The following is a 21,847-nucleotide window of genomic DNA, read 5'->3' as shown; positions in this document are numbered from 1 at the left end:
ACTGCGTCACTGCGGCGTCACCGCGTCTCGAGCGTGGTCGGGGTCGGGACCTGGACCAGCACGGCGTCGACGATGGACCGGCCGGTGGTCTGGGTCATCCACAGCTCCGGGCGGACGGTGACCCGGTGGGAGAGGACGGCGCGAGCCACCGCCTTGACGTCCTCGGGGATGACGTAGTCGCGGCCGCGCAGCACGGCGAACGCGCGCGCGGTCAGCACCAGCCCGAGCGAGCCCCGGGGTGATGCGCCGGTGAGCGCGTCGCGGTGCTGCCGGGTGGCTGCGGCCAGGGCGACGCAGTAGCGCCCGACGCTCTCGTCGATGCGCACGGTCTCCACCGCCTCCTGGAGCCCGCGGAGGCCGGCCGGGTCGGTGACCGGGCGCAGGTCGACCTCCTCCTGGCGCCGCTCGACGCGGCGGGCGATCACGTCGTACTCCTCGCTGGACGACGGGTAGCCGAAGCTCACCCGGAGCAGGAACCGGTCGAGCTGGGCCTCCGGGAGCGGGTAGGTGCCTTCGTACTCGATCGGGTTGGCGGTCGCGAGCACGTGGAAGGGGTCGGGGAGGGGGAACGTCTCGCCCTCCACGGTCACCTGGCGCTCCTGCATCGCCTCCAGCAGGGCGGACTGGGTCTTGGGCGGCGTGCGGTTGATCTCGTCGGCAAGCAGCAGCCCGGTGAACAGCGGGCCGCGGCGGAACTCGAAGGCAGCGGTGCGCTGGTTGTAGAGGAACGAGCCGGTCAGGTCCGAGGGCAGCAGGTCGGGGGTGAACTGGGCCCGGGCGAAGTCGAGCCCGAGCGCGCGGGCGAACGAGCGGGCCGCCAGCGTCTTGCCCAGCCCGGGGAAGTCCTCGAGCAGGACGTGCCCCTTGGCCAGGATCGCGCAGAGCACGAGGCGCAGCGCCTCCTGCTTGCCCACGATGGCCTTGCCGACCTCGTCGAGCACCCGGCCGGCCACCTCCGCGGTCTCCTCGATCGTGGGCGTCCGTGGGGTGTCCGATGTCGCGGTCACAGCTCCTCGATCCTCTTCACACAACGCTCGATCTGGTCCGGATGCAGCCTGGTGGGTGCCTCGCCGAGGACGCGGCTCAGCTCGTGGCCGAGCAGGTCGTCCGCACGCGGGTCGTCGACGGTGAGGTCGTGGCGGGCGCGCAGGGTCTGGTCGGCGAGCTGACGCAGCCGGTTGCGCAGGCCCGCATCGACCTCGCGGGCGGAGAGGTGGCTCTCGATGATCCGGAGGTAGGACGCCGTGCGCGGGTCGAGGCCAGCCAGCCCGACCTCGGGGTCGGCGTGGTCGGCCCACACCGCCGGCTGGACCGGGCTGGCGTCGACCAGCAGCCCGCTCGCACACACGACGAGTGCGACCACGAGCGCCAGCCGCAGCTCGTCCGCGCGACCGTGGATCACCCTGAGGGCGACCTCGATCCCGGCGAAGGCCAGGACGCCGCCGCCCACCCGCCACCACCACCGTCGCGGTCCGGTCATCGCGTCACCTCAGCGCTCTCGACCGCAGGCTGCGGTGGATGGCGTCGAGCGACTCCAGGGCCCGACGCCGGTGCGCGTCGGTCATGGGGTGGTCGGAGAACCGCGCCTCGCGGTAGAGCTCGGCGAGCTGGGCGACTGCCCCTTGGTCGGCTCCCACCAGGTCGAGCAGGCCCAGGACGAACTCCGAGGTGGTCTGCCACGGCCGGCGTTCGACTCCGGCGCGCTGGGCCTGCTGCTCGAAACGGTGCCAGCACTCGACGATCGCGTTGCGGGGCTCGCCCCCGACCTCCAGCAGGCTGCGCTGGTCGTCGGCGTCCTCGGCGATCACCTCGGTGACCTGCGCGGCCGAGCCCAGCACCTCGAACTCGACCTCCCCCTCGACCTCGCGCCGCCGTCGCCACCGGCGCGCCATCCAGGCCTGCTGGAGTCGGTGCAGCAGCCGGACGGCGAGGAAGAGCACCACAGCGGCGGTCAGGACCTCGAGGCCGAACGCGACCGGCCCGACCCAGCCCGGTTGTTCGTTGCCGAGGTGGCGCCGGGCCTCCTGCAGCGGGTTGGGCGGCGGCGGAGCCGACGTCGTCGCGGTCGGCAGGGGGTTGACCGGTTCGACGTGGCCCCCCGAGACGACGCGGTCCGGGCCGATGGAGGCCGCCCACGTGACCAGCACCAGCAGCAGCCCGACCGCGCAGAGGACCGCGGCGACCGCGGACGTGCTTGCTCGGGCCGGGCTGGTGCCGCGTTCCGGACGGACACTCACCCCCGGAACGTAACCTCAGCCACCGACCCAAGACGATCACGTAGCGGTCACGATGCGGTGGGCAGGCCGAGACCCCGCCCGGGCCGGCGCAGGGCCTCAGGGCGGGGTCCGGAGTGGTCCGCCGAGCCGGACCGTTGCTCCCCGGGGGTTGGTCAGAGGATCGGGCTGAACGGCTCGGTGCCCGGGACCAGGGACAGCCCGGCGATGCCGGAGTGGGCCTGGGCGAAGGCGAGCTCCTTGCTGAGGTCGCCGATGTTGTTCGACAGCGGAAGCGGGGCCAGGCCGAGGGTGGACAGGACACCGACCGCCTTGCCGTCGGCCGAGACGAACCCGGAGCCGGAGTCGCCGGGGATGCCCGGGCTCACCGTGTAGAGCGGGTGCGACCAGCCGCCGTCGGCCGCGTCGTCGCCGAGGCTCAGGCCGGTGTGCGGTGAGAGCTGGGTGATGCCGGCGCGGAGGCTTGAGTTGCCGTAGGTGTAGACCCGGTCGCCCGCGGCGGTGCCGTCGGTGTCGATCCCGGTCGGGCCGCCCCAGAAGGGGATCGACGGGTTGACCTTGCCGGCGTCGGCCGCGTCGACCTTGACCAGGGCGAGGTCGTTGTAGGCACAGGTGTTGGCGTCGGTCGTGCCGAGCGCGTGCATCGTGACCCACGAGGAGTAGACGAGCGTGCCGTGACCGACGATCGTGCCCTCGCTGAGGAGGTTGCCGTCGTTGGTGAAGTCGACAGGTGTCCCGAGCGGCACCGAGCCCGTGTCGCACCCGTTGGTGTCGGTCTGTCCGCCGGTGCCCGCGCAGTGTGCGGCGTACCCGACGTAGACGTTGCCCGCGGAGTCGGTGTAGACGAAGTTGGCGGTGCACTGGGCGCCGTCGGTGTACATCATCGTGCCGGGGTGGATCGGGGCGCTCGCGGCGGGAGCCCACTGGACCGCGGTGGCTGCCGAGCGAGCGGGCACGGAGCGTGCGGCCTGTGCCGGAGCGGCGGCCACGGCGGCGGCGCACAACAGCGCGGTCGACACGAGGGCGAGGACGGCGCCGGCTCGGCGCAGGATCGAGTGGGTCATGTCTCCCCCAACGAGAGGGGGTCCGGCCGGGTTACGTCGGCCGGGTCGCGCGGGCATGGTCAGCGCTGACCTCGACGGCCGGGTGCGCGAGGTCTGGGAACATCGGCGCATGGCTGACGGTCCCCTCTCCGACCTGCTCGTCCTCGACCTCACCCGGGCGCTGGCCGGGCCGCACGCGGCGATGATGCTCGGCGACCTCGGCGCGCGGGTGATCAAGGTCGAGCCGCCCGCCGGTGACGACACCCGGTCGTGGGGGCCGCCGTTCGTCGGACCGGAGGACGCACGCGAGTCGACGTACTTCCTCTCCGCGAACCGCAACAAGGAGTCGCTGGTCCTCGACCTCAAGGACCCGGCCGACGGCGAGGTGCTGGCCCGGCTGGTCGAGCGGGCCGACGTGCTGATGGAGAACTACCGGGTCGGCGTGCTCGACCGGCTCGGCTTCCCGGTCTCGCGGCTGCACGAGCTCAACCCGGGGCTGGTCGTGCTGTCGATCACCGGCTTCGGCCACGACGGACCCGAGGCCACCCGCGCCGGCTACGACCAGATCGCGCAGGGCGAGGGCGGCCTGATGTCGATCACGGGCACCGCGGTGCCCACCAAGGTCGGCGTGCCGGTCGCGGACCTCATCGCCGGCATGAACGGCGCCTTCGGCGTGCTCGCCGCGCTGCACGAGCGAACCCGGACCGGCCGGGGTCGGGTGGTCCGTACGTCGCTGCTGGCCGGGATGATCGGCGTGCACGCGTTCCAGGGCACCAAGTGGACGGTGGCGGGCGAGGTGCCCGGTCTGTCCGGCGACCACCACCCGTCCATCGCTCCCTACGGCATGTTCGCGACCGGCTCGGCGCCGATCCAGATCGCGTGCGGCTCCGAGGGGCTCTGGCGGGCGCTGTGCACGGCACTCGGGTGGGATCCGGCCGAGGAGGGCTTCGCGACCAACCCCGAGCGCGTCGCGCACCGGGACGCGCTGGTCGAGAAGCTCGAGTCGAGCTTCGCCTCCGAGGACGCCGAGCACTGGCTCCAGCTGCTGGCCGGCGCCGGCGTACCGGCAGGGAAGGTGCGGTCGATGGACGACGTCTACACGTGGGAGCAGACGCTGTCCCAAGGCCTCCTGCTCTCGGTGGAGCACCCGACCCTCGGCTCGGTGAACCTGCCCGGCTCGCCCCTCCGCTTCGACGACAACGCCTTCTCGGGCGGCCGCGCGACGCACCAGGCACCACCGACGCTCGGCCAGCACAACGAGTCGATCCGGGAGTGGCTGGGCTCGTGACCCGCGACTGGCACGAGTGGTACCGCGACTACGACGACCCGGCGTCCTCGCTGTCCGCGCGGCTGGCGGTCGTTCGCTCGCAGCTCGCCGCGCTCCTGGCGGCAGCGGCTCCCGGGCCGGTCCGGCTGCTCAGCCTCTGTGCCGGAGACGGCCGCGACACCCTGCCGGTGGTCGCCGAGTCGGGAGCCGAGGTCTCGGCTGTGCTGGTGGAGCTGGATGGCGAACTGGCCTCCGCCGCTCGTCGGTCTGCCGCGCAGCTCGGCCTGGCCGGTGTCGAGGTCCGGACCGCCGATGCCGGCGACACCACGTGCGCGGCCGGCGGCGTACCTGCCGACGTCGTCATGGCCTGCGGGATCTTCGGCAACGTCACCGACGACGACATCGCGCGGACCGTCGACACGCTCCCCTCCTTGCTGGCGCCCGGCGGCGTGGTCGTCTGGACCCGAGGCTGCCGGAGCCCCGAGGACCCGAGCGATTGGGAGGGCGACCCCGCCGAGCACGTCCGCTCCCTCTTCGCCGCCGCCGGTTTCGAGGAGGTCGAGTTCGTGCGCCCCGAGGAGCGCTCGTTCCGGGTCGGCGTGCACCGCTGGCCCGGCCCGCCGGCGGCGTACCGGCCGGGGACGCGGATGTTCGAGTTCGTCGGGTCGTGAGGGCCGTGGGCGAAGGTCCCGCGGCCGCGGGGCCGCCCGGCGCCGGGTCACCCGATCCGGGTGGTGTCGTGCCGGGCGCAGCCCGGGAACGCTGAATCGACACCAGGAGCGTCAGATGGCAGAAGACGGATGGCCCACGGCAGCGGTCAGGTGACCCCGGCCGGCCTCAACGCTGCGATCTCACTGCTGTTCGTGGCCGGATCAGCGTGCTTCGTGGTGGGGTCGTTCCCCGGCTACCTCGACGCGGTCGGCGGGACCGCCGACGGGGTGACCTTCTTCGTGGGGTCGGTGTTCTTCACGACTGCGTCCGCCTCCCAGCTCCTCCAGGCCCAGACTCCCGCACTGGCCAGCGCGTCCGCCGACACCCAGCACCGCTCGGCGCGGCCGCGGTGGTGGGCGTGGCTGCCCGGCGACAAGGCGTGGGTGGCGGCGGTCACCCAGTTCCCGGGGACGCTCTTCTTCAACGTCAGCACCTTCGCCGCGCTCGCCCACAACGCCACCGTCGAGTTCGAGGACCAGCACGTCTGGCGACCGGATGTGTTCGGCTCCACGCTGTTCCTGGTGTCCAGCTGGTACGGCGTACTCGCCGTCCGCGGCATCGCGGCCCGGTCAGGAGATCGGCTACCCGCTGGGATCGCGTGGCTGAACATGCTCGGGTCGGTCCTGTTCATGTGGTCGGCCATCGCCGCCTACGTCCTCCCCGACGGGCAGGACCTCAACTCCGGCGCCGCCGTGGCAGGGACGCTCCTGGGCGCCGCCTGCTTCCTCGTCGGCGCAGCCCTGATGTTCCCGGCATGGCATCGGGCCGTGCACCACACCGCCCTTCAAGGAGAGACCACATGACCAGCACACGCGATCTCGAATCTGCCGCCGCACTGTTCGGCAACCGGTTCGCCGTCCAGGACACCCCGGACCGCTTCTTCCCCGAGGAAGGGATGACCGCGGTGGACGCCATGCGGCTGGTTGCCGAGGACCTGGCGATCGAGGGCGACCCGGGCCGCAACCTCGCGACGTTCGTGACGACCTGGATGGAGCCCGAGGCCCAACGGCTGATCGCGGCGAACCTGCATCGCAACTTCATCGACCACGCCGAGTACCCGCGGACCGCGGAGATCGAGCAGCGGTGCATCCGGATGCTCGCAGACCTCTTCCACGCCCCGGGCGAGACGACCGGCGCGCGCACCCAGGGCTCGTCCGAGGCGATCATGCTTGGCGCGCTGTCGCTGAAGTGGAAGTGGCGCCAGCGTCAGCAGGCCGCCGGGCGCTCGTCGGATCGTCCGAACCTGGTCTTCGGTGCCGACGTGCACGTGGTGTGGGAGAAGTTCTGCCGCTACTTCGACGTCGAGCCGCGGATCGTGCCGCTCGAGCCGGGCAAGTACACCATCGGACCGGACGACGTCCTCCCCCACCTCGACGAGAACACGATCGGCGTCGCCGCCGTGCTCGGCACGACGTTCACCGGGCACCGCGACGACATCGTCGGCATCAACGACCTGCTGGTGCAGGTCCGCACCGAGCGGGACCTCGACATCCCGATGCACGTCGACGGTGCGAGCGGCGGGTTCGTCTGGCCGTTCCTCTACCCCGACTCGCTCTGGGACTTCCGGCTCGAGCAGGTCCACTCGATCAACGTCTCAGGGCACAAGTTCGGGCTCGTCTACCCGGGCATCGGCTGGCTGGTGTTCCGGGAGCGGTCCGACCTGCCCGACGAGCTGGTGTTCAAGGAGAACTACCTCGGCAAGACCGACGAGACGTTCACCCTCAACTTCTCGACCGGCTCGGCCATGGTCATCGCGCAGTACTACAACCTGGTGCGCTACGGGCGTGCCGGCTACCGCTACATCATGGGCAACATGCAGCACAACGCGCACCGGCTGGCCGACAAGCTGGAGGAGATCGGTCGCTTCGAGATCATCGGCCGCGGGGAGGAGCAGCTGCCGCTCGTGGCGTTCCGGCTCGCGGGACCCGAGCCGTTCAACGAGTTCGACGTGGCCTGGCAGGTCTCGGCCGAGCGCGGATGGATGCTGCCGGCGTACACCTTGCCGCCGGACGCCCAGGAGGTGACGATCATGCGCGCCCTTGTGAAGGAGACCCTGAGCCAGGAGCACGTGGACACCCTGGCCCGTGACATCCACGAGGCGTGCGACACCCTGGAGAAGAAGGGCGGCGCCCACGAGTCCGAGCGGGCCAGGATGGTGGTGGGTTCCGGCCACTGACCGGATGCCTTCCGGGTCGCCTCGCGCGTGCCCACACCTGGAGGGCCTACTTCTGTGGCGACCCATCCGGTTCTGTGCCGAGATCTCGGCACAGAAGCGCAGGGGTCACCGGATATCCGGGGACCGTGACGGATCCGTGGGCGCCTGCGCGCCTACCAGCCCCGTCGGTGGGATTGCGGAGGGAAATCGGCACCTGGTGCCGGAGATCCTCGGCAAAGCCGGGTCCGGCGGATTTGCACCGCATCTCGGCGTCCTGGGCGGTGCAGATCGCAGAACACGCCCCGGGCGGCCGCGCATGCGGGGCGGAGCTTGCTCCGCCCTTGCGCGCCCCAAAGCGCGCCGCTGGGGACCCGCGGTCAAGGACGCCGCAGGCGCCGCGCAGCGGTGCCGAAGGCATCCTTGACGGCGGGTTGCGGCGTGCTACGCGCGCGGCCGCCCACCCACGGATAAGTCACAAGCCCGGATACCCGGTGTCCCTGACGGATCAGTGGGCGCCACGCGCGCGGCCGCTCGCCCGAACCCACACCTTGGGCGGCATGGTTCTGTGGCGACCCATCCGCTTCTGTGCCGAGATCTCGCTACAGAAGCGCAGGGGTCACCGGATATCCGGTGACCCCGTCACCCCGCTGGCGGCAAGCGGCCCGCCACGCGCGTGAGGAAGCCCACGCCCCCGGCAGAGCCTCAGCCCAGGTCGACGATCGCGGCGACCGGGCCGCCGCCGTCCGGGCCCTGGTGGGCCGCCGAGACCGAGACGAACACCGCCGGGTCGCCGGTGACTGCCGCGGTGACGCCACCGACGCAGGCCTTGATCTGGCGGTGCCAGTGCACGTCGGAGTCGTCGAGCATGGCGTTGCGACGGCCGCGGACCTCCCCGTCCGCGGAGGCCTCGCACTTGAGGAAGACGTTGACCAGCTTGCCGTCGAGGTCGGAGAAGTGCGGGCGCTCCGGCAGGTCGAAGCCGGCGTCCTTGATGGCGTCCCAGATGCCGTCCTGGTCGAGGGCGTCCTTCATCACCGAGTGGCCGATCCGGTAGCGGCCCCCGACGCCGGGAGCGTTGCCCACGACCACGACCTGGGCCCGGTCGAGCTCGACGCCGGACGAGCACGAGGCCACCGAGGAGTAGAGCGACCGGTTGTGCATCACGTCGGCATCGGTGGGCATGTCGATCTCCCCCAGCGCGACGGCGATGCCGAGGGCGGTGCAGCCGTTGGAGAGGTCCATCGACAGGTGCGTCTCCTCGGTCCACACGGTCTTCCCGCGCGACTTGGCGTCGCGGATGGTGTGGATGGTGAGCAGCGGCGTCTTGGTCTGGACGTAGTGCACGTCCTTCGGGTCGGTGATGCCGGCCCGCTCCATCGCGACCTTCACCGCGTCGGCGACCTTGGTGACCATCGCGGTGCGCCCGATGTCCTCTGGCAGCAGCTGCTCGCTCATCGCGAACCCGACGGTGAGCCGCGGCTCGTCGGTCGGGACGACGTCCTCCGGCGGCACGGTCGCGAAGATCGTGGCGTGCGGGCTGATCACCCCGTCAGTGCCGCCCGACCAGACGATCGGGATCTCCTTGACCTGGTCGGCCGGTGCGCCCTTCTCGACCAGCACCTCCCGGAATGCCCGGTCGGCGATGATCCGCGTGTAGTCGTTGACGCCGCCGTTGCCCTCGGTCTTGCCGATGATCGCGATGACGCGGTCGGCGTGCAGGACCCCGTCGTCGATCAGCTTCGCCAGCTCGCTGGCGTCGGCGACGGAGTGGATCGGGACCTTGCGTACTTCGATGGCGTCGGGCATGGGGCCACTCTCTCCTAGATCAGTCGGGCCTGGATCAGTCGGGTACGACGACGGTGCCACCGTCGCCGCGAACGGCGGTGCTCAGGTTGGCGAGGTCGGTGATGATGGCGCGGGAGCCGCCGCGCTCGACGAACCGGCAGACGGCCTCCACCTTCGGCCCCATCGAGCCGCTGGCGAAGTGGCCCTCCGCGGCGTACGCCCGCAGCTGGCTGACGCTCACGGTGCCGATGTCGGAGGCCTCCGGGGTGCCGAAGTGCAGCACCGCGTGCGGCACGTCGGTGGCGATGACCAGGACGTCGACCTCGACGGTCCGGGCCAGCAGCGCCGCGCCGAGGTCCTTGTCGATCACGGCCTCGACGCCGCCGAGGTTGCCGTCTGCGTCGCGCACCACCGGGATACCGCCGCCGCCGTTGGCCACGACCACGAAGCCGGCCTCGACCAGCGCCTGGATCGCCGGCGCGTCCACGATCTCCAGCGGCTCAGGCGACGCGACGACCCGCCGCCAGCCCTTCTCCCCGCGGTCCTCCCAGGTCTCGCCATGCTCGACCAGCAGCTGGGCCTCCTCGGCGGGCAGGAACCGCCCGATCGGCTTGGTCGGCCGGGTGAAGCCGGGGTCGTCACGGTCGACCAAGGCCCTGGTGACCACGGTCGCCGTACGCCGGAGGATGCCCCGCCGCACCAGCTCCGCCTCCAGGGTGTTCATCAGGACGAAGCCGAGCGTGGCCTGGGTCTGCGCGCCGCACCAGTCGAGCGGGACCGGTGGCACGACGGTCGCGGCGAGCTCGTTCTTCACCAGCAGGTTGCCGACCTGGGGGCCGTTGCCGTGGGTGATGACGACCTCGACGTCCTCCGACAGCAGCTCGGCCACGGCAGCCATCGCGACCTGCGCGGCCGCGATCTGGTCCTCCGGCCGGGCCCGGCCGTCGGCGTTGGTCATGGCGTTGCCGCCGAGCGCGAGAAGGACCCTCATGGGCTGCAACCTAATGGGTGCCGGTTGCGGCCGACGAACCTGCCATTGCGGCCAGCCCGTGTCCGCTTGGACTCCTAGCGTGGAGCCACTCTCACCCGACGACGAGGAGACTCCCGTGGACTTCAGGATCGAGCTCATTCCGCTTGCCGTGCAGGACGTGGACCGGTCGGTGGACTTCTACGGCAACCGGGTCGGGTGGAACATCGACTTCGACCAGACGGTCGGCCCCGAGCTGCGCTTCGTCCAGGTGACCCCGCCCGGGTCGGCCTGCTCGATCTGCTTCGGCGTCGGACTCGACATGATGCCGAGCGGCTCGTCGCAGTTCATCCAGGTGGTGGTCGAGGACGCCGACGAGGCGCTCGCCCACCTCCGCGAGCGCGGGGTCGACTGCGAGGGCGTCGACGAGCAGCCCTGGGGCCGCTTCGTCCGCTTCACCGACCCCGACGGCAACCGCTGGGCGGTCCAGCAGCTCGTCCGGCCCTCCTGAGCGCCTCCGACCGGTCTCACCCGAGAAGCGGCGCCTGCGCACTGAAGAGCACTCGGCCGGCGTACGCCGTGTCGAAGTACTCCCGCACCGCCGCAATCTGGCCCTCCCTGACCTCGAAGACCACCGCGTAGTCGTTCTCGTAGGCCCGGCCCGACGTCGTGGTCGCCCGGCTGGTCCACTCCGCGACGGCGGTGCCGCCGTCGACGACGAGGCCGGTGACCTCCTGGGTGAGTGGCCGGTCGGTGTCCAGGCGGGCGACCATGGCGGCCAGGAAGCCGTCGATGATCCCCTCCGGCCCGGTCCAGGTCCCGGAGACCGGGAGTGCTCCACCCAGCGACCAGGTGGCGTCGGTCGTGAAGCTGGCGCGCAGTGCGTCAAGGTCACCGCGCTGCAGCGCGTCGAGGTAGTCGCGGACCACCCGGCGGGTCTGCTCGGTCTGCTCGTCATGCGACATGGTCGGTCGTCCTCTCGTGGTCGAGGCGCGCGGGCGGCAGGGTGAGCACGGCGTTGCCCCGGATCTGACGACCGCGGAGCATCGCGATGACCTCGGGTGTCTCGGTCCAGGGCCGGACCACGCCGAGCTCGGGATGGAGCCGGCCGGTCGCGACGAGGTGCACCAGCGTGGCGAGGTCCTCGCCGTAGGAGCGGTCGCCCCTGGTGTAGTCGAAGTGCGTGATCGTGGCCTGGACCGGCCCGTTCCAGAACTCGAAGAAGTCGAGGGTCGCGGGTCGGCGGCCGGCCTGGCCGAACCAGAGGAGCAGCCCCTCCTCGCGCAGCAGCGCGAGCGCGGCGCGCAGGTGCTCCCCGCCCACCGACTCCATGACCACGTCGAACGGCCGGCCCTGCGCGGGCAGATCCGCACGGACCTCGGCCGCACCCAGCACGAGCAGCCGTTCGCCACGCTCGGCCGAGGCGCTGATCGCGGTCACCTCGGCGCCCGCGGCGGCCGCGAGCTCGACCACGTAGTGGCCGACCCCGCCGCTGGCCCCGGTCACCAGCAGGCGCCGCCCGGCCAGCGAGCCGGCCCGCCGGACCAGCCGGAGGGCGGTGAGGCCGGCCAGGGGCAGCGCCGCGGCGACGGTCGCGGGCAGGGACGGCGGGAGCACGGCGAGGTCGCCGGTGGCCACCGGGACGAGCGTGGACCAGCCGCCGTACGGCGGGTGGCCGACGACGCGGGTCCCCGGCGCCGGTCCGGACCCGTCGGCCGCGGCCCGCACCACCGTGCCGGCCACGTCCTTGCCCGGCCGGTGGCCGGGTCGAGGGCGCTCGAGGAGCAGCGTCTCGCCGCGGTTGACCGAGAACGCCTCCACGGCCACGAGCGCCTGGTCCGGCCCCGGGTCGGGCGCGGCCACCTCGGCCAGCCGGACCAGGCCGTCCTGGCCGCCGGCGGGGAGCCAGGCCTGGACGCTCACCTGTCCGCGGTCAGGGTGCCGCCCTGGCCCCAGCTGTCGGGAGCCGTCTCCTGGATCCAGACCTGGACGGTCTCGGCCGGGACACCGAGGGTGTCGACGAAGGAGTCGGTGATCCGCGCGACGAGCTGGCGCTTGAGCTCGACGGAGCGCGGACCCTGCAGGACGGTGACGGTGGGCATGGTGACCTCCGGTTGGGGTGCGGCGGCCCTGTTGCCGCCGTACCCCCGAGTCCACCGGGAGCCGTCGTCCTGAACCAGACGCAGATCGCACCTGCAGCGATCACGCCGCGTGATCAGTCCGCCGCGGCGGAGCACGCCTTCAGCAGCGGCGCCAGGGTCGTCGTGGTCGCGTCGAGGGGTACGGCGAGCGAGGTGGTGAGCGCGAGTGGCGGGTCGGTGGGCCGGAACACCACCCGGTCCGCGCTGAGCATCCGGGCGTGCGGCTCGTAGATGACCGACCACGACGGCGGCCCGGAGGCGACCGCGGCCAGGATGTCCTGCACCGACTCGGGGTGCGACTCGAGCCGGGGACTGAAGCCTGCCGCGGCACAGGCATGCATGACGAGGTCGACGAGCGGGGGGTTGGCCCGGCGGGCGACGATCCGCAACGGCAGGGCGGACAGCTCGCCGACGGCCACCACCTCCCGGCGGGCGAGCTCGTGCCGAGCGGGCAGGACCACGAGGAGCCGGTCCTCCCAGACCTCGACCAGCTCCACCCCGGCAGCGTGGGTCGGACCGCGCACGAAGGCGGCGTCGAGCTGGCCCGCGGCCACCCGCTCCAGCCGAGCGCGGGTCGGGGCTGTCACCAGCTCGGCCATCACCGGAGGGTTCATCGCATCGAGCTCCGCGAGCACTCGCCCGAGCCGCGCGCCGAGCCCGGCGCTGCTGCCGATCCGGAGGCTCCGGGGCCGGCCGTGCGCCCCGGGCTCGGTGGCCCGCTCACGCGCCAGCTCGACCGCGGCGAGCACCGCGCGCGCCTCGGGGAGGAACCGTGACCCCGCCGCCGTCAGCCGGACATGGCGCGACGAGCGGTCCAGGAGCCTCACGCCCAGCTCCCGCTCGAGCCGGGCGAGCTGCTGGCTGACCGCCGGCTGCCCGATGCCCAGGGCCTCCGCCGCCCGTCCGAAGTGGAGCTGCTCCGCGACGGCGACGAAGCTCTCGAGCTGACGCAGCTCCACGCGGTCAGCCTGCCACGCGGGCAGGTGAGGCATGCAGACGGGCCGGAACCGTCTCGCACACGGTGGTGTACACAGATTCGAACGAGGGAGGACACCCGAAGCTGGACACCGGCCCGGACGACAACGAGCTGCTGGCCCGGGTGCGCCGCGGTGACCGCGGGGCGTACGCCGAGCTGGTTCGCCGCCATGCGCCCATGGCGATGCGAACAGCGGCCCTGCTCGGCGCCGGTGGAGAGGCGGAGGACATGGTGCAGGAGGCCTTCGTCAAGGCGTACGCGGCGCTGGACCGGTTCCGGCCCGGGGCGCCGTTCCGGCCGTGGCTGCTCCGGATCGTCGCCAACGAGACCCGGAACCTGCACCGCGCCTCCGGACGGCGCGCGGCCCGCGAGCGGCGGTCCTGGGAGCTGGCCGAGCGCCTGCTGCTGACCCCCGCCGAGGACCCCGTCGAGGTCGCGCTGTCGCTGGAGCGGCGGGAGGCGCTCGTCCGGGCGCTGGCGATGCTCTCCCCGGCGCACCGTCAGGTGGTCACGTGCCGCTACCTCCTCGACCTCGACGAGGTGGAGTCCGCCGCCGTCCTGGGCTGGCCCAGGGGCACCGTGAAATCCCGGCTGCACCGCGCGCTGGCCCGGCTCCGGGAGGTGCTGGACGCCGACCCCCAGCAAGCACCGGCGAGGGAGGCGGCGCACGATGACTGAGCACGACGTCGACGACATCGCGCGCGACCTGATCGCGTTGGGGCGAACCGTCGACGTACCGGCCCCCGGGCCGGGCCTCGCGGCCGCCGTCCTCGACCGCCTGCCCGAGGCGCCGTCCGCTCCCGCGGTCACCGCGAGGGCACGACGCCGGCGGATCGTCGTCGCCGTGGCGGTGGCGGTCGGTCTGCTCGCGCTGCTGGCGACGCCGCCGGTGCGCGCGGCCGTCTCGGACTGGTTCGGCTTCGGCGGCGTGCGAGTCGAACGCGGTGGGAACGAGGCACCGGCCTCCGACGTGGCACCGCCGGGGGTGCCGCCGAGCCTGTCCCTGACAGAGGCCGCGGCGACGGTGGACTTCCCCGTGTCGGCGCCCGACGCGCTGGGTGATCCCGATGGTGTCGAGGTGTCGGACGACCGGCGGATGGTCTCGATGAGCTGGGACACCGATGAGGAAGGCGTGCTCCGCCTCGACGAGTTCGACGCGACGCTGGACTTCTCAGTCGTCAAGGTCGCTCCCGACGTCCAGCATGCAACGGTGAACGGCACCGACGCGCTGTGGTTCGACGAGCCGCACGAGGTCGCGCTGCTCGAGCCCGACGGGACCCGTGTGACCCACTCGGCCCGGCTCGCCGGCCACACCCTGATCTGGATGACCGACGGCGTCACGCTCCGGCTCGAAGGGGACATCGAGCAGCACCGGGCGGAGGAGATCGCGGAGTCGGCAGTCGCCGTGGACTGACCGGAACTCCACCCGCGTGCGGCGGTGTACCACCACCGAACCCGTCCTCCTGGAGGTAGTCGTGGCCGCAATCCGCGCTCTCACCGTCGTACTCACCGCCTGGGTCCTCGTCCTGCTGGCGCCCGCTGGTCCCGCAACCGCCGGTGGGCCGACCAGCGTCCTGCTGTCCGTGCCGGGCGAGGGCCGGACCGCCTCGCTCTACTACACCGATGCCTCCTACGACGAGCTCGCCCACCTGGTCGGCGTGGACGGCGGCTCCGGCACGACGGACGACGCGGGCCGCAGCCACGAGGCCGGCACCGGCGTGAACGTGACCTGGCTGATCCACGACGTGATGCCGTGGCGTGTCGACCGCATCTACCTGCAGGGGGAAGGCGCACCGTGGATCGCCACCCAGGTCGTCGAAGGCGACACCGACAGCGTCTGGGACAGCCCTGTGGTCTGGCACCAGCCCGAGGACGGCAAGGCACTCACGCGGCTGCTGAACAGCCTCGGCGTGGGACAGCCGGGCGCCGCCGCCGGATCGCTGACCTCGGCCGAGCCGGGCGGCATCGTCCCGCCGTCGGTGGAGCCTGCGGCTGCAGGGACCACGCCGGCCGACGACACGTCCGACACCCCGGCCGGGCACGGGGTCCGGTGGGGGCTCGGCGGGCTGGCCGTTGGTGTGCTGCTCGCCGCGGGCTGGATGCGGCTCCGCTCGGTACGCCGTCCCGCGCCCGACGGCGGCCGGGACCCGGACGCGGAGCGCCCCGACGCCGGCCCGAACGCGGAGTGGCTCAGCGTCGGGCGGTGACCGGCCGCTCGAGCAACGCGTCCATGGTCCGCGTCCCCACCGGCAGCCCGTAGCGGTCGTAGTAGTCGAACATCGCACCCAGCCAGCCGTCCGGCCGGTCGCCGGTGCGCATGGCGGTCACCCCCGCCTCGGCGGCCAGCTCGGCGACGGTGGCCACCCGCGACGCGAGCTCGTAGGTCGCACCGGAGTGCCCCTCCTCGGTGAGGACCAGCGCGGCCACCGCGGCGACATCGGCCAGGTCCGCGAACCCGAAGACCGCGTCGACGTCGTAGGGCACCGCGATCGGGCCGCTCAGGTCGAGGTTCTGCAGATAGGCGCCCGGTTGCAGGATCGTCCAGGTCAGCCCGGACCGCCGCACCAGATCCTCCGAGACCGCCTTGCCGAGGTGGTGCGGCATGTCCGGCGCGTACGGCGAGGCCACCGAGTGGTAGACCACCCGGCCCACGCCGGCCTCGGTCAGCGCGGCCAGGGCCGCGGCGACGTACGCCGGCTCGTCGGGGTGGAGGTTGGGCGCGATGAGGTAGGCCGCCTCGCAGCCGGCCACCGCCTCCGCCAGCCCCGGCCAGTCGGCCCGCCCCAGCGGCCGGGCCTCGACGCCGCGCCCGGACAGTGCGGCGACCACGGCCCGGCCGGTCTTGCCGTGGCCGCCGAGGACGGTGATCAACCGCCGTCCTGCGAGAAGCGACGCTGGAGGTCGGCGTAGGAGACCGCGCCGTCGAGGAAGCCGAGGGTGCCCGTGTCGAGCAGCTCGCGTCCGGCTCGCTCCACGGCGCTGAGCGCGGCCCGCGCGAGGCTGCCGCCCACGCTGACTCGCTTCACGCCGAGGGAGAACAGCGTCGGCGCGTCGATGAGGTTGGAGAGCCCTGCGACCAGGTTGAGGGGTGCCGGGATCGCCTCGGCCAGCCGGCGGATCTCGTCCTCGTCGTTGACCGCCGGCACGAAGACGCAGTCCGCGCCCGCCTCGACGTAGCGCGTCGCACGGGCGACCGTCTCGGCGAAGACGTCGCCCGTCACGCCACCGAAGTAGGTGTCGGTCCGGGCGTTGATCACGAACGTGCCCGCGGGCGCGGCCGCCCGGGCCGCGGCGATCCGGTCCGCCGCCTCGTCGATGCCGAAGAGAGGTCCGCCGGCCTGGTCCTCGAGGTTGCCGCCCACGGCGCCGGCCTCGACGGCCCCGCGGACCGTCTCGCCGACCTCGCCGTAGCCGGACTCCAGGTCGGCGGTGACCGGCACCTCGACGGCGGCCACGATGCGCGCGACGTGCTCGAGCATCGTGTCGCGGTCAAGCCGCCCGCCGTCGGGGACGCCGCACGACCAGGCGATGCCCGCGCTCGTGGTGGCGATCGCCGGGAACCCGACCTGCTCGAGGATCCGGGCGGACCCCGCGTCCCAGGCGTTGGGGATCACGAACCCTGGGCCCGAGTGCAGGGCCAGGAAGGCGGCCGCAGTGGTGGGGTCGGTGCTCACCGCACCACCGTAGAGCGGCCTCAGTGCGCGGAGCCGTCCAGGCCCAGCTCCATCGTCACCTCACCGGCGGTGAGGGTCCCGCCGTCCTCGGTCACGGTCATCTCGGCGCCGTCGGTGAACAGGCCGGTCAGCCACAGGTCCTGCTCGTGGAGCGGGTCGGGGCACGCCATCATCGTCGACGCCGGCGGCCCGGACCACCTCAGGGTGGAGGCGTCGACCGTGTACTGCGCGGTCTGGGTGTTGCACCCGGCCTCGACCGCCAGCCGGCCCTCGTCGAAGACCAGTCGGACCGTCGTCCCCTCGACCAGGTCGTGGCCGCTCACGCTGGTCGAGACGAACGTCTTGCCGTCGAGCCCCTCCTGGGTCGCAGCGTCGCCCCTTGCTTGTGGGGGAGTCGCGGAGGAGCCGTCGTCGGTCGCCGAACCGTCGTCGGAGTCCCCGCAGGCGGTGACGCAGAGCAGCAGTGCGGCGGCGCCGCCCCAGACCCGGGCCGACATCAGAAGTCGACGGGGTCGCGGCTGATCGGGCACGTCATGCAGTGGCCACCGCCGCGACCGCGGCCGAGCTCGGCTCCGACGATCGTGATGACCTCGACGCCGGCCTTGCGGAGCAGGGTGTTGGTCAGCGTGTTGCGGTCGTAGGTGAAGACCACTCCCGGCTCCAGCGCGACCGCGTTGTTGCCGCTGTCCCACTGCTGCCGCTCCGACTGGTAGACGTCGCCACCGGTCTCGATCACTCGCAGCGACGACAGCCCGAGGGCCCTGGCCACCACGTCGGTGAACGGCGTGGACCCCTCGTCCACCACCTCGATCCCCGGGTCGCGGTCCGAGGGCAGCAGCGTGAAGGTGTGGACCGCGTTCATGATCTCGGGATAGAGCGTGACGATGTCGCGGTCGGCGAAGGTGAACACGGTGTCGAGGTGCATCGCGGCGCGCAGCTTGGGCATCCCGGCGACGATGACGCGTTCGGCGGCGCCCTGGGCGAACATCGCCGCGGCGACCTGGGTGATGGCCTGGCGCGAGGTGCGCTCGCTCATCCCCATCAGCACGGTCTTGTTGCCCACCGGCATGATGTCGCCGCCCTCGAAGGTGGCCTGCGCCCAGTCCTGCTCGGGGTCGCCCCACCAGACCGTCGCCCCGACGTAGTCGGGGTGGTGCAGGTAGATGGCCTTGTAGATGAGGGTCTCGTCCTTGCGCGCCGGCCAGTAGAGCGGGTTCATCGTCAGGCCGCCGTAGAGCCAGCACGTCGTGTCGCGCGTGTAGAGGGTGTTGGGCAACGGGGGCATGAGGTACTCGCGGGCCCCGGTCGACTCGCGCGCCAGGGCGACGTACGGCGTGCGGTGCTCCTCCGGCAGGTCCTGGACGGCCATCCCGCCGATCAGGAGCTCGGCGAGCCGGCGCGAGTCGAGGGACTCGAGGTAGGCCCGGGTGGGGTCGACCATGCCGAGCCCGACCCGGTTCGGGACGATCTTGCGGTCCAGCAGCCAGTCCCGCGCGCCGGGCACGTCCATGGTCTGCGCGAGCAGGTCGTGCAGCTCCACCACCTCGACGCCGCGCTGGGACATCTTGTTGGCGAAGTCGGCGTGGTCGCGCTGGGCGTTCTCGACCCACATCACGTCGTCGAACAGCAGCTCGTCGTTGTTGCTCGGCGTGAGACGGCGGTGCGCGAGGCCGGGCGCACACACCAGCACCTTGCGCAGCTTGCCCACCTCGGAGTGGACGCCGTAGGTCGCGGAGACGCTCTCGGTCATGCCGGTTTCCTTTCTGTCGAGCTCAGAGGGTGATGCGGCCGGTCCAGAGACCGACCGCCCCGATCACACCGCCGACGGCGATCAGCACGAACAGGCCGATCTCCGCAGGGGAGAACAGTCGGCGCCCGTGCTCGCTGCGCGCCTTGACGTAGAGCAGCGAGGCAGGCGCGAGGATGACGGTCATGAGCAGCAAGAACTTCATGCCGGCCGCGTCGAAGAGGAAGATCGTGTACGCCGTCGCGGCGCCGGCGAAGATCGTCTCCTTGCGGCGTACGCCGGACGTCACGCCGTCGTAGGCCTCACCGGTGAGTCCGAGCTTGAGCGCGTAGGCCGCCGCGAGCAGGTAGGGCAGCAGCGCCAGGCTCGTGGACAGGTCGAGCATGAAGTTGAGGGCGTCCGAGACGAACAGCGTGAGCGCGAGGAGGCCCTGGACCGCGAGGGAGGTCACCACGAGCGCGGTGATCGGGGTGCCGTTGCTGTTCTCCTGGCCCAGGAACTCCGGGAAGTCGTCCTGTCGCGCCGGGATGTACATGACCTCGGCGGCCATCAGCGTCCACGCGAGGTAGGCGCCGAGCACGGAGACGATCACCGCGACACTGATGAAGACCTCGCCCCAGTCGCCGACCACCGACTCGAACACCCCGACCATCGACGGCTGCCTCGTGTCGGCGAGCTCGGGCTGGGGCACCACCGAGTAGCTCGACAGCGTCACCAGGGCGAAGATCGACAGGACGCTGAGGAAGCCCAGCACCGTCGCCTTGCCGACGTCCTCGCGGCGCTTGGCGTAGCGCGAGTAGACGCTGGCCCCCTCGATCCCGATGAAGACGAACGTCGTGATCAGCATCGTGTTGCGGACCTGCTCGTTGAGGCTGCCGAGGTCGCCGTAGCCGTAGGCGGTCCAGTTGTCGGAGAAGACGCCGGCGTCGAAGTAGAAGAACAGCACGACGATGAAGACCAGGATCGGGAGGATCTTGAAGATCGTGACGATCCGGTTGACGACGGCCGCGTCGCGGACCCCCCGCGCGATCAGGTAGTGGAACAGCCAGACGCCGGCGGTGCCGAGCGTGACGGCGAGGACGGTGTCACCGTCGCCGAAGCTGTCGAAGAACGCACCGAGCGTGGAGCCGATGAACACCCAGTAGAAGGTGTTGCCGGCCACCGCGCTCGCCCAGAAGCCGATGGCGGAGTTGAAGCCGGCGTAGTCGCCGAAACCGGCCTTGGCGTAGATGAACACCCCGGAGTCCAGCTCGGGCTTGCGGATCGCGAGGTTCTGGAAGACGAAGGCGAGCATCAGCATGCCGGCGCCTGCCACGGCCCAGGCGATCAGCGAGCCGAGGATGCCGGTGGCCACACCGAAGCGGGCAGGCAGCGAGAACACGCCCGCACCGACCATGGAGCCGACCACCATCGCGGTCAGCGTCGGGAGGCTCATCTTCGCGGTCGAGCCCCCGGTCCGGGTGGTCTCGGTGTCTGTGCTCATGGCATCTCCTGTGCGGGGCTGGTCTCGCTCGGGTCGACCTTCTCGATGCGGAAGCCGGTCACGCCGTAGAGGACGCTGAGGGCAGGACTGGCATAGCAGAAGACTGCGTAGGGCAGGTAGAGCAGCGTCGAGACGCCGAGCGTGGCGCTCATGAACGCCCCGCACGAGTTCCACGGCACCAGGGGCGACGTCACGGTCCCGCTGTCGGCGGCGAGCCGCGAGAGGTTCGTCGGCGCGAGGCCACGTGCGGCGAACTCCGCCTTGAAGATCCGGCTCGGCAGGACGAGCGCGATGTACTGGTCGCCGGCGACCACGTTGAGGCCGAAGCCGCAGGCGAAGACGGTGAGGAAGAGCCGGCCGGTGCTGGTGGCCGCGGCGATCATCGGCTGGACCAGCCGGTCGATCAGCCCGAACTCCTCGAGGATCGCCCCGAACGTCACCGCGCCCAGGATCAGCCAGATGGTGAGCAACATGCTGTCGACGCCGCCGCGCGAGAGCAGCCGGTCCACGTCCGGGATGCCGGAGTCGATCGAGAAGCCGTTGGCCATGGCCAGCCAGACCGCCTTGATCGACTCGACGACGACGTTGCCCGCACCCGCGACGAAGTCGGCATAGACGTCGGGCTGCAGGAACGCGCCGAGCACTCCCGCGAACAGCGTCGAGGAGAGCAGCGCCAGGGAGGCCGGGATCTTCTTGATCGAGAGGATCACCAGCAGCACCAGCGGCAGCAGTGCCAGTGGGGTGATGTTGAAGATCTCGTTGAGCTTGTCCAGGTCGGAGGTCGTCTCGGCGCCGGTGACGGTGTCGTCACCGGTCAGGCTCAGGACGAGGAAGACGACGGCTGCGATCACGAATGCCGGCACCGACGTCCAGATCTGGCGCTTGATGTGCTCGTAGACGTCGACCCCGACGATCTGGGCGGTGAGCACCGTCGTCTCCGACAACGGGGAGGTCTTGTCCCCGAGGTAGGCCCCCGAGATCACCGCGCCCGCGGTGATGGTGGGCGACACGCCGATCAGCCCGGCGATGCCGACCAGGCCCACCCCGATCGTGGCCGCGGTGGTCCACGAGCTGCCGATGCTGAGCGCGACGATGCCGCAGATGATCGCGGCGGCGGCGTAGTACCACCCCGGCGAGAGCACCTGGATGCCGTAGTAGACGAGCGTCGGGATGGTGCCGCTGAGGTTCCAGACGCCGATCAGCGCACCGACCGCGAAGAGGATGAAGATCGCGCTGGTGACCGAGGCGATGGCGCCCCGGCCGGCCTCCTGGACCGCGGTGAACGAGTGCCCGTTCTTCATCGCGATCAGCGCTGCCACCGCACAGCACAGCAGCAGCGCCACCTGGATCGGGCCGTCCAGGGCGTCGAGGCCGAACAGCGCCAGCGCGCTCGCGATGAGCGCAGCCAGCACCACCAGTGGGACTATCGCGTCAGCGAGGGAGGGGCGCCGGAACTCGCTCCCGAGCTCGCCGACCACGTTGTCACCCTGCCACGGTTGGACACCGGCGGCTAGATGACTGACTCCAAGGGATCGTGCAAGCGAGCGGCGCTCAGCGCCGCGCTGGCAAGGCGCGGGCGCGATGTCGTCCTTGGTGGTCCAACGAGCGTCCGCAACGCCGCCAGCGTGGATGCTGAGCATCGCGTAGCGTGCGAACCCTTGGAA

24 protein-coding genes are annotated in these 21,847 nt (G+C 71.8%); 8 read left to right on the top strand and 16 right to left on the bottom strand.

Annotated features, from left to right (window positions below):
- Positions 1–17: 17 nt before the first annotated feature.
- From VFV89_RS05070 to VFV89_RS05055, 4 genes are all read right to left on the bottom strand, one after another.
- Positions 18–1,007 carry a MoxR family ATPase gene (locus VFV89_RS05070; protein ID WP_329704821.1) on the bottom strand — a complete coding sequence of 330 codons (990 nt, stop codon included), beginning with the start codon at positions 1,005–1,007 and terminating at the stop codon, positions 18–20.
- Entirely contained in the window at positions 1,004–1,480 is a 477-nt protein-coding gene (locus VFV89_RS05065; protein WP_329704820.1) for a hypothetical protein, read from the bottom strand. Before VFV89_RS05065 ends, VFV89_RS05070 begins: the two co-directional genes overlap by 4 nt.
- Positions 1,481–1,484: 4 nt before the next feature.
- The gene (locus VFV89_RS05060; protein WP_329704819.1) at positions 1,485–2,237 is read right to left on the bottom strand and encodes a DUF4129 domain-containing protein; all 753 of its coding nucleotides are present in this window, start codon (positions 2,235–2,237) and stop codon (positions 1,485–1,487) included.
- Between the two features lie 152 nt (positions 2,238–2,389).
- Positions 2,390–3,298 carry a hypothetical protein gene (locus VFV89_RS05055; protein WP_329704818.1) on the bottom strand — a complete coding sequence of 303 codons (909 nt, stop codon included), beginning with the start codon at positions 3,296–3,298 and terminating at the stop codon, positions 2,390–2,392.
- A gap of 109 nt (positions 3,299–3,407) precedes the next feature.
- Here VFV89_RS05055 and VFV89_RS05050 point away from each other — a divergent pair, with 109 nt between their 5' ends.
- From VFV89_RS05050 to VFV89_RS05035, 4 genes are all read left to right on the top strand, one after another.
- The gene (locus tag VFV89_RS05050) at positions 3,408–4,565 is read left to right on the top strand and encodes a CoA transferase (RefSeq protein WP_329704817.1); all 1,158 of its coding nucleotides are present in this window, start codon (positions 3,408–3,410) and stop codon (positions 4,563–4,565) included.
- On the top strand, positions 4,550–5,215 hold the full coding sequence (locus VFV89_RS05045; protein WP_329704816.1) for a class I SAM-dependent methyltransferase: 666 nt from the start codon (positions 4,550–4,552) through the stop codon (positions 5,213–5,215). Before VFV89_RS05050 ends, VFV89_RS05045 begins: the two co-directional genes overlap by 16 nt.
- 129 nt (positions 5,216–5,344) lie before the next feature.
- The gene (locus VFV89_RS05040) at positions 5,345–6,058 is read left to right on the top strand and encodes a hypothetical protein (protein WP_329704815.1); all 714 of its coding nucleotides are present in this window, start codon (positions 5,345–5,347) and stop codon (positions 6,056–6,058) included.
- Complete coding sequence (locus VFV89_RS05035) at positions 6,055–7,431, top strand: glutamate decarboxylase (protein ID WP_329704814.1); 1,377 nt, start codon at positions 6,055–6,057, stop codon at positions 7,429–7,431. The genes VFV89_RS05040 and VFV89_RS05035 overlap by 4 nt, the downstream gene beginning before the upstream one ends.
- Positions 7,432–8,112: 681 nt before the next feature.
- On the opposite strand, the gene VFV89_RS05030 is transcribed toward VFV89_RS05035, so the two are convergent.
- Together VFV89_RS05030 and VFV89_RS05025 are read right to left on the bottom strand one after the other, a co-directional pair.
- Positions 8,113–9,216 (bottom strand): ring-opening amidohydrolase, encoded by a 1,104-nt coding sequence (locus VFV89_RS05030; RefSeq protein WP_329704813.1) that lies wholly within the window; start codon positions 9,214–9,216, stop codon positions 8,113–8,115.
- A gap of 34 nt (positions 9,217–9,250) precedes the next feature.
- Positions 9,251–10,186 carry a carbamate kinase gene (locus tag VFV89_RS05025; RefSeq protein WP_329704812.1) on the bottom strand — a complete coding sequence of 312 codons (936 nt, stop codon included), beginning with the start codon at positions 10,184–10,186 and terminating at the stop codon, positions 9,251–9,253.
- A gap of 115 nt (positions 10,187–10,301) precedes the next feature.
- On the opposite strand from VFV89_RS05025, the gene VFV89_RS05020 reads away from it, so the two are divergent.
- The gene (locus VFV89_RS05020) at positions 10,302–10,673 is read left to right on the top strand and encodes a VOC family protein (protein WP_329704811.1); all 372 of its coding nucleotides are present in this window, start codon (positions 10,302–10,304) and stop codon (positions 10,671–10,673) included.
- A gap of 16 nt (positions 10,674–10,689) precedes the next feature.
- Here VFV89_RS05020 and VFV89_RS05015 read toward each other — a convergent pair whose 3' ends face one another.
- The 4 genes from VFV89_RS05015 to VFV89_RS05000 form a co-directional block, all read right to left on the bottom strand.
- The gene (locus VFV89_RS05015) at positions 10,690–11,127 is read right to left on the bottom strand and encodes a nuclear transport factor 2 family protein (RefSeq protein WP_329704810.1); all 438 of its coding nucleotides are present in this window, start codon (positions 11,125–11,127) and stop codon (positions 10,690–10,692) included.
- Positions 11,117–12,085: a zinc-binding dehydrogenase gene (locus VFV89_RS05010; protein ID WP_329704809.1), complete on the bottom strand. Its 969-nt coding sequence runs from the start codon at positions 12,083–12,085 to the stop codon at positions 11,117–11,119. Before VFV89_RS05010 ends, VFV89_RS05015 begins: the two co-directional genes overlap by 11 nt.
- On the bottom strand, positions 12,082–12,264 hold the full coding sequence (dmpI, locus tag VFV89_RS05005; RefSeq protein WP_329704808.1) for a 4-oxalocrotonate tautomerase DmpI: 183 nt from the start codon (positions 12,262–12,264) through the stop codon (positions 12,082–12,084). The genes VFV89_RS05010 and dmpI overlap by 4 nt, the downstream gene beginning before the upstream one ends.
- Before the next feature lie 113 nt (positions 12,265–12,377).
- Positions 12,378–13,262 (bottom strand): LysR family transcriptional regulator, encoded by an 885-nt coding sequence (locus VFV89_RS05000; protein ID WP_329704807.1) that lies wholly within the window; start codon positions 13,260–13,262, stop codon positions 12,378–12,380.
- Positions 13,263–13,327: 65 nt separating this feature from the next.
- Here VFV89_RS05000 and VFV89_RS04995 point away from each other — a divergent pair, with 65 nt between their 5' ends.
- From VFV89_RS04995 to VFV89_RS04985, 3 genes are all read left to right on the top strand, one after another.
- Complete coding sequence (locus tag VFV89_RS04995) at positions 13,328–13,957, top strand: RNA polymerase sigma factor (RefSeq protein WP_329704806.1); 630 nt, start codon at positions 13,328–13,330, stop codon at positions 13,955–13,957.
- The gene (locus VFV89_RS04990) at positions 13,950–14,693 is read left to right on the top strand and encodes a hypothetical protein (protein ID WP_329704805.1); all 744 of its coding nucleotides are present in this window, start codon (positions 13,950–13,952) and stop codon (positions 14,691–14,693) included. The genes VFV89_RS04995 and VFV89_RS04990 overlap by 8 nt, the downstream gene beginning before the upstream one ends.
- 61 nt (positions 14,694–14,754) lie before the next feature.
- Complete coding sequence (locus VFV89_RS04985; RefSeq protein ID WP_329704804.1) at positions 14,755–15,486, top strand: hypothetical protein; 732 nt, start codon at positions 14,755–14,757, stop codon at positions 15,484–15,486.
- On the opposite strand, the gene VFV89_RS04980 is transcribed toward VFV89_RS04985, so the two are convergent.
- From VFV89_RS04980 to nhaC, 6 genes are read right to left on the bottom strand one after another with little or no spacing between them, the layout of a single operon-like run.
- Positions 15,470–16,150: an SDR family oxidoreductase gene (locus VFV89_RS04980; protein ID WP_329704803.1), complete on the bottom strand. Its 681-nt coding sequence runs from the start codon at positions 16,148–16,150 to the stop codon at positions 15,470–15,472. The genes VFV89_RS04985 and VFV89_RS04980 overlap by 17 nt on opposite strands.
- Complete coding sequence (locus VFV89_RS04975) at positions 16,147–16,953, bottom strand: isocitrate lyase/phosphoenolpyruvate mutase family protein (protein ID WP_329704802.1); 807 nt, start codon at positions 16,951–16,953, stop codon at positions 16,147–16,149. The genes VFV89_RS04980 and VFV89_RS04975 overlap by 4 nt, the downstream gene beginning before the upstream one ends.
- 20 nt (positions 16,954–16,973) lie before the next feature.
- Positions 16,974–17,450 (bottom strand): META domain-containing protein, encoded by a 477-nt coding sequence (locus VFV89_RS04970; RefSeq protein ID WP_329704801.1) that lies wholly within the window; start codon positions 17,448–17,450, stop codon positions 16,974–16,976.
- A complete protein-coding gene (locus VFV89_RS04965; RefSeq protein WP_329704800.1) occupies positions 17,450–18,703 on the bottom strand; it encodes an arginine deiminase in 1,254 nt (417 codons plus the stop codon). The genes VFV89_RS04970 and VFV89_RS04965 overlap by 1 nt, the downstream gene beginning before the upstream one ends.
- A gap of 22 nt (positions 18,704–18,725) precedes the next feature.
- Positions 18,726–20,183, bottom strand: a complete 1,458-nt coding sequence (locus VFV89_RS04960) for a basic amino acid/polyamine antiporter (protein WP_329704799.1) — start codon at positions 20,181–20,183, stop codon at positions 18,726–18,728.
- Positions 20,180–21,661: a Na+/H+ antiporter NhaC gene (nhaC, locus tag VFV89_RS04955; RefSeq protein ID WP_329704798.1), complete on the bottom strand. Its 1,482-nt coding sequence runs from the start codon at positions 21,659–21,661 to the stop codon at positions 20,180–20,182. The genes VFV89_RS04960 and nhaC overlap by 4 nt, the downstream gene beginning before the upstream one ends.
- Positions 21,662–21,847: the final 186 nt, after the last annotated feature.

It is taken from the genome of Nocardioides sp. (assembly GCF_036274455.1).
In the GTDB taxonomy this organism is placed as follows: domain Bacteria; phylum Actinomycetota; class Actinomycetes; order Propionibacteriales; family Nocardioidaceae; genus Nocardioides.
The sequence above is the reverse complement of the archived record's forward strand: the minus strand, read 5'-3'. Positions and strand labels throughout refer to the sequence as shown.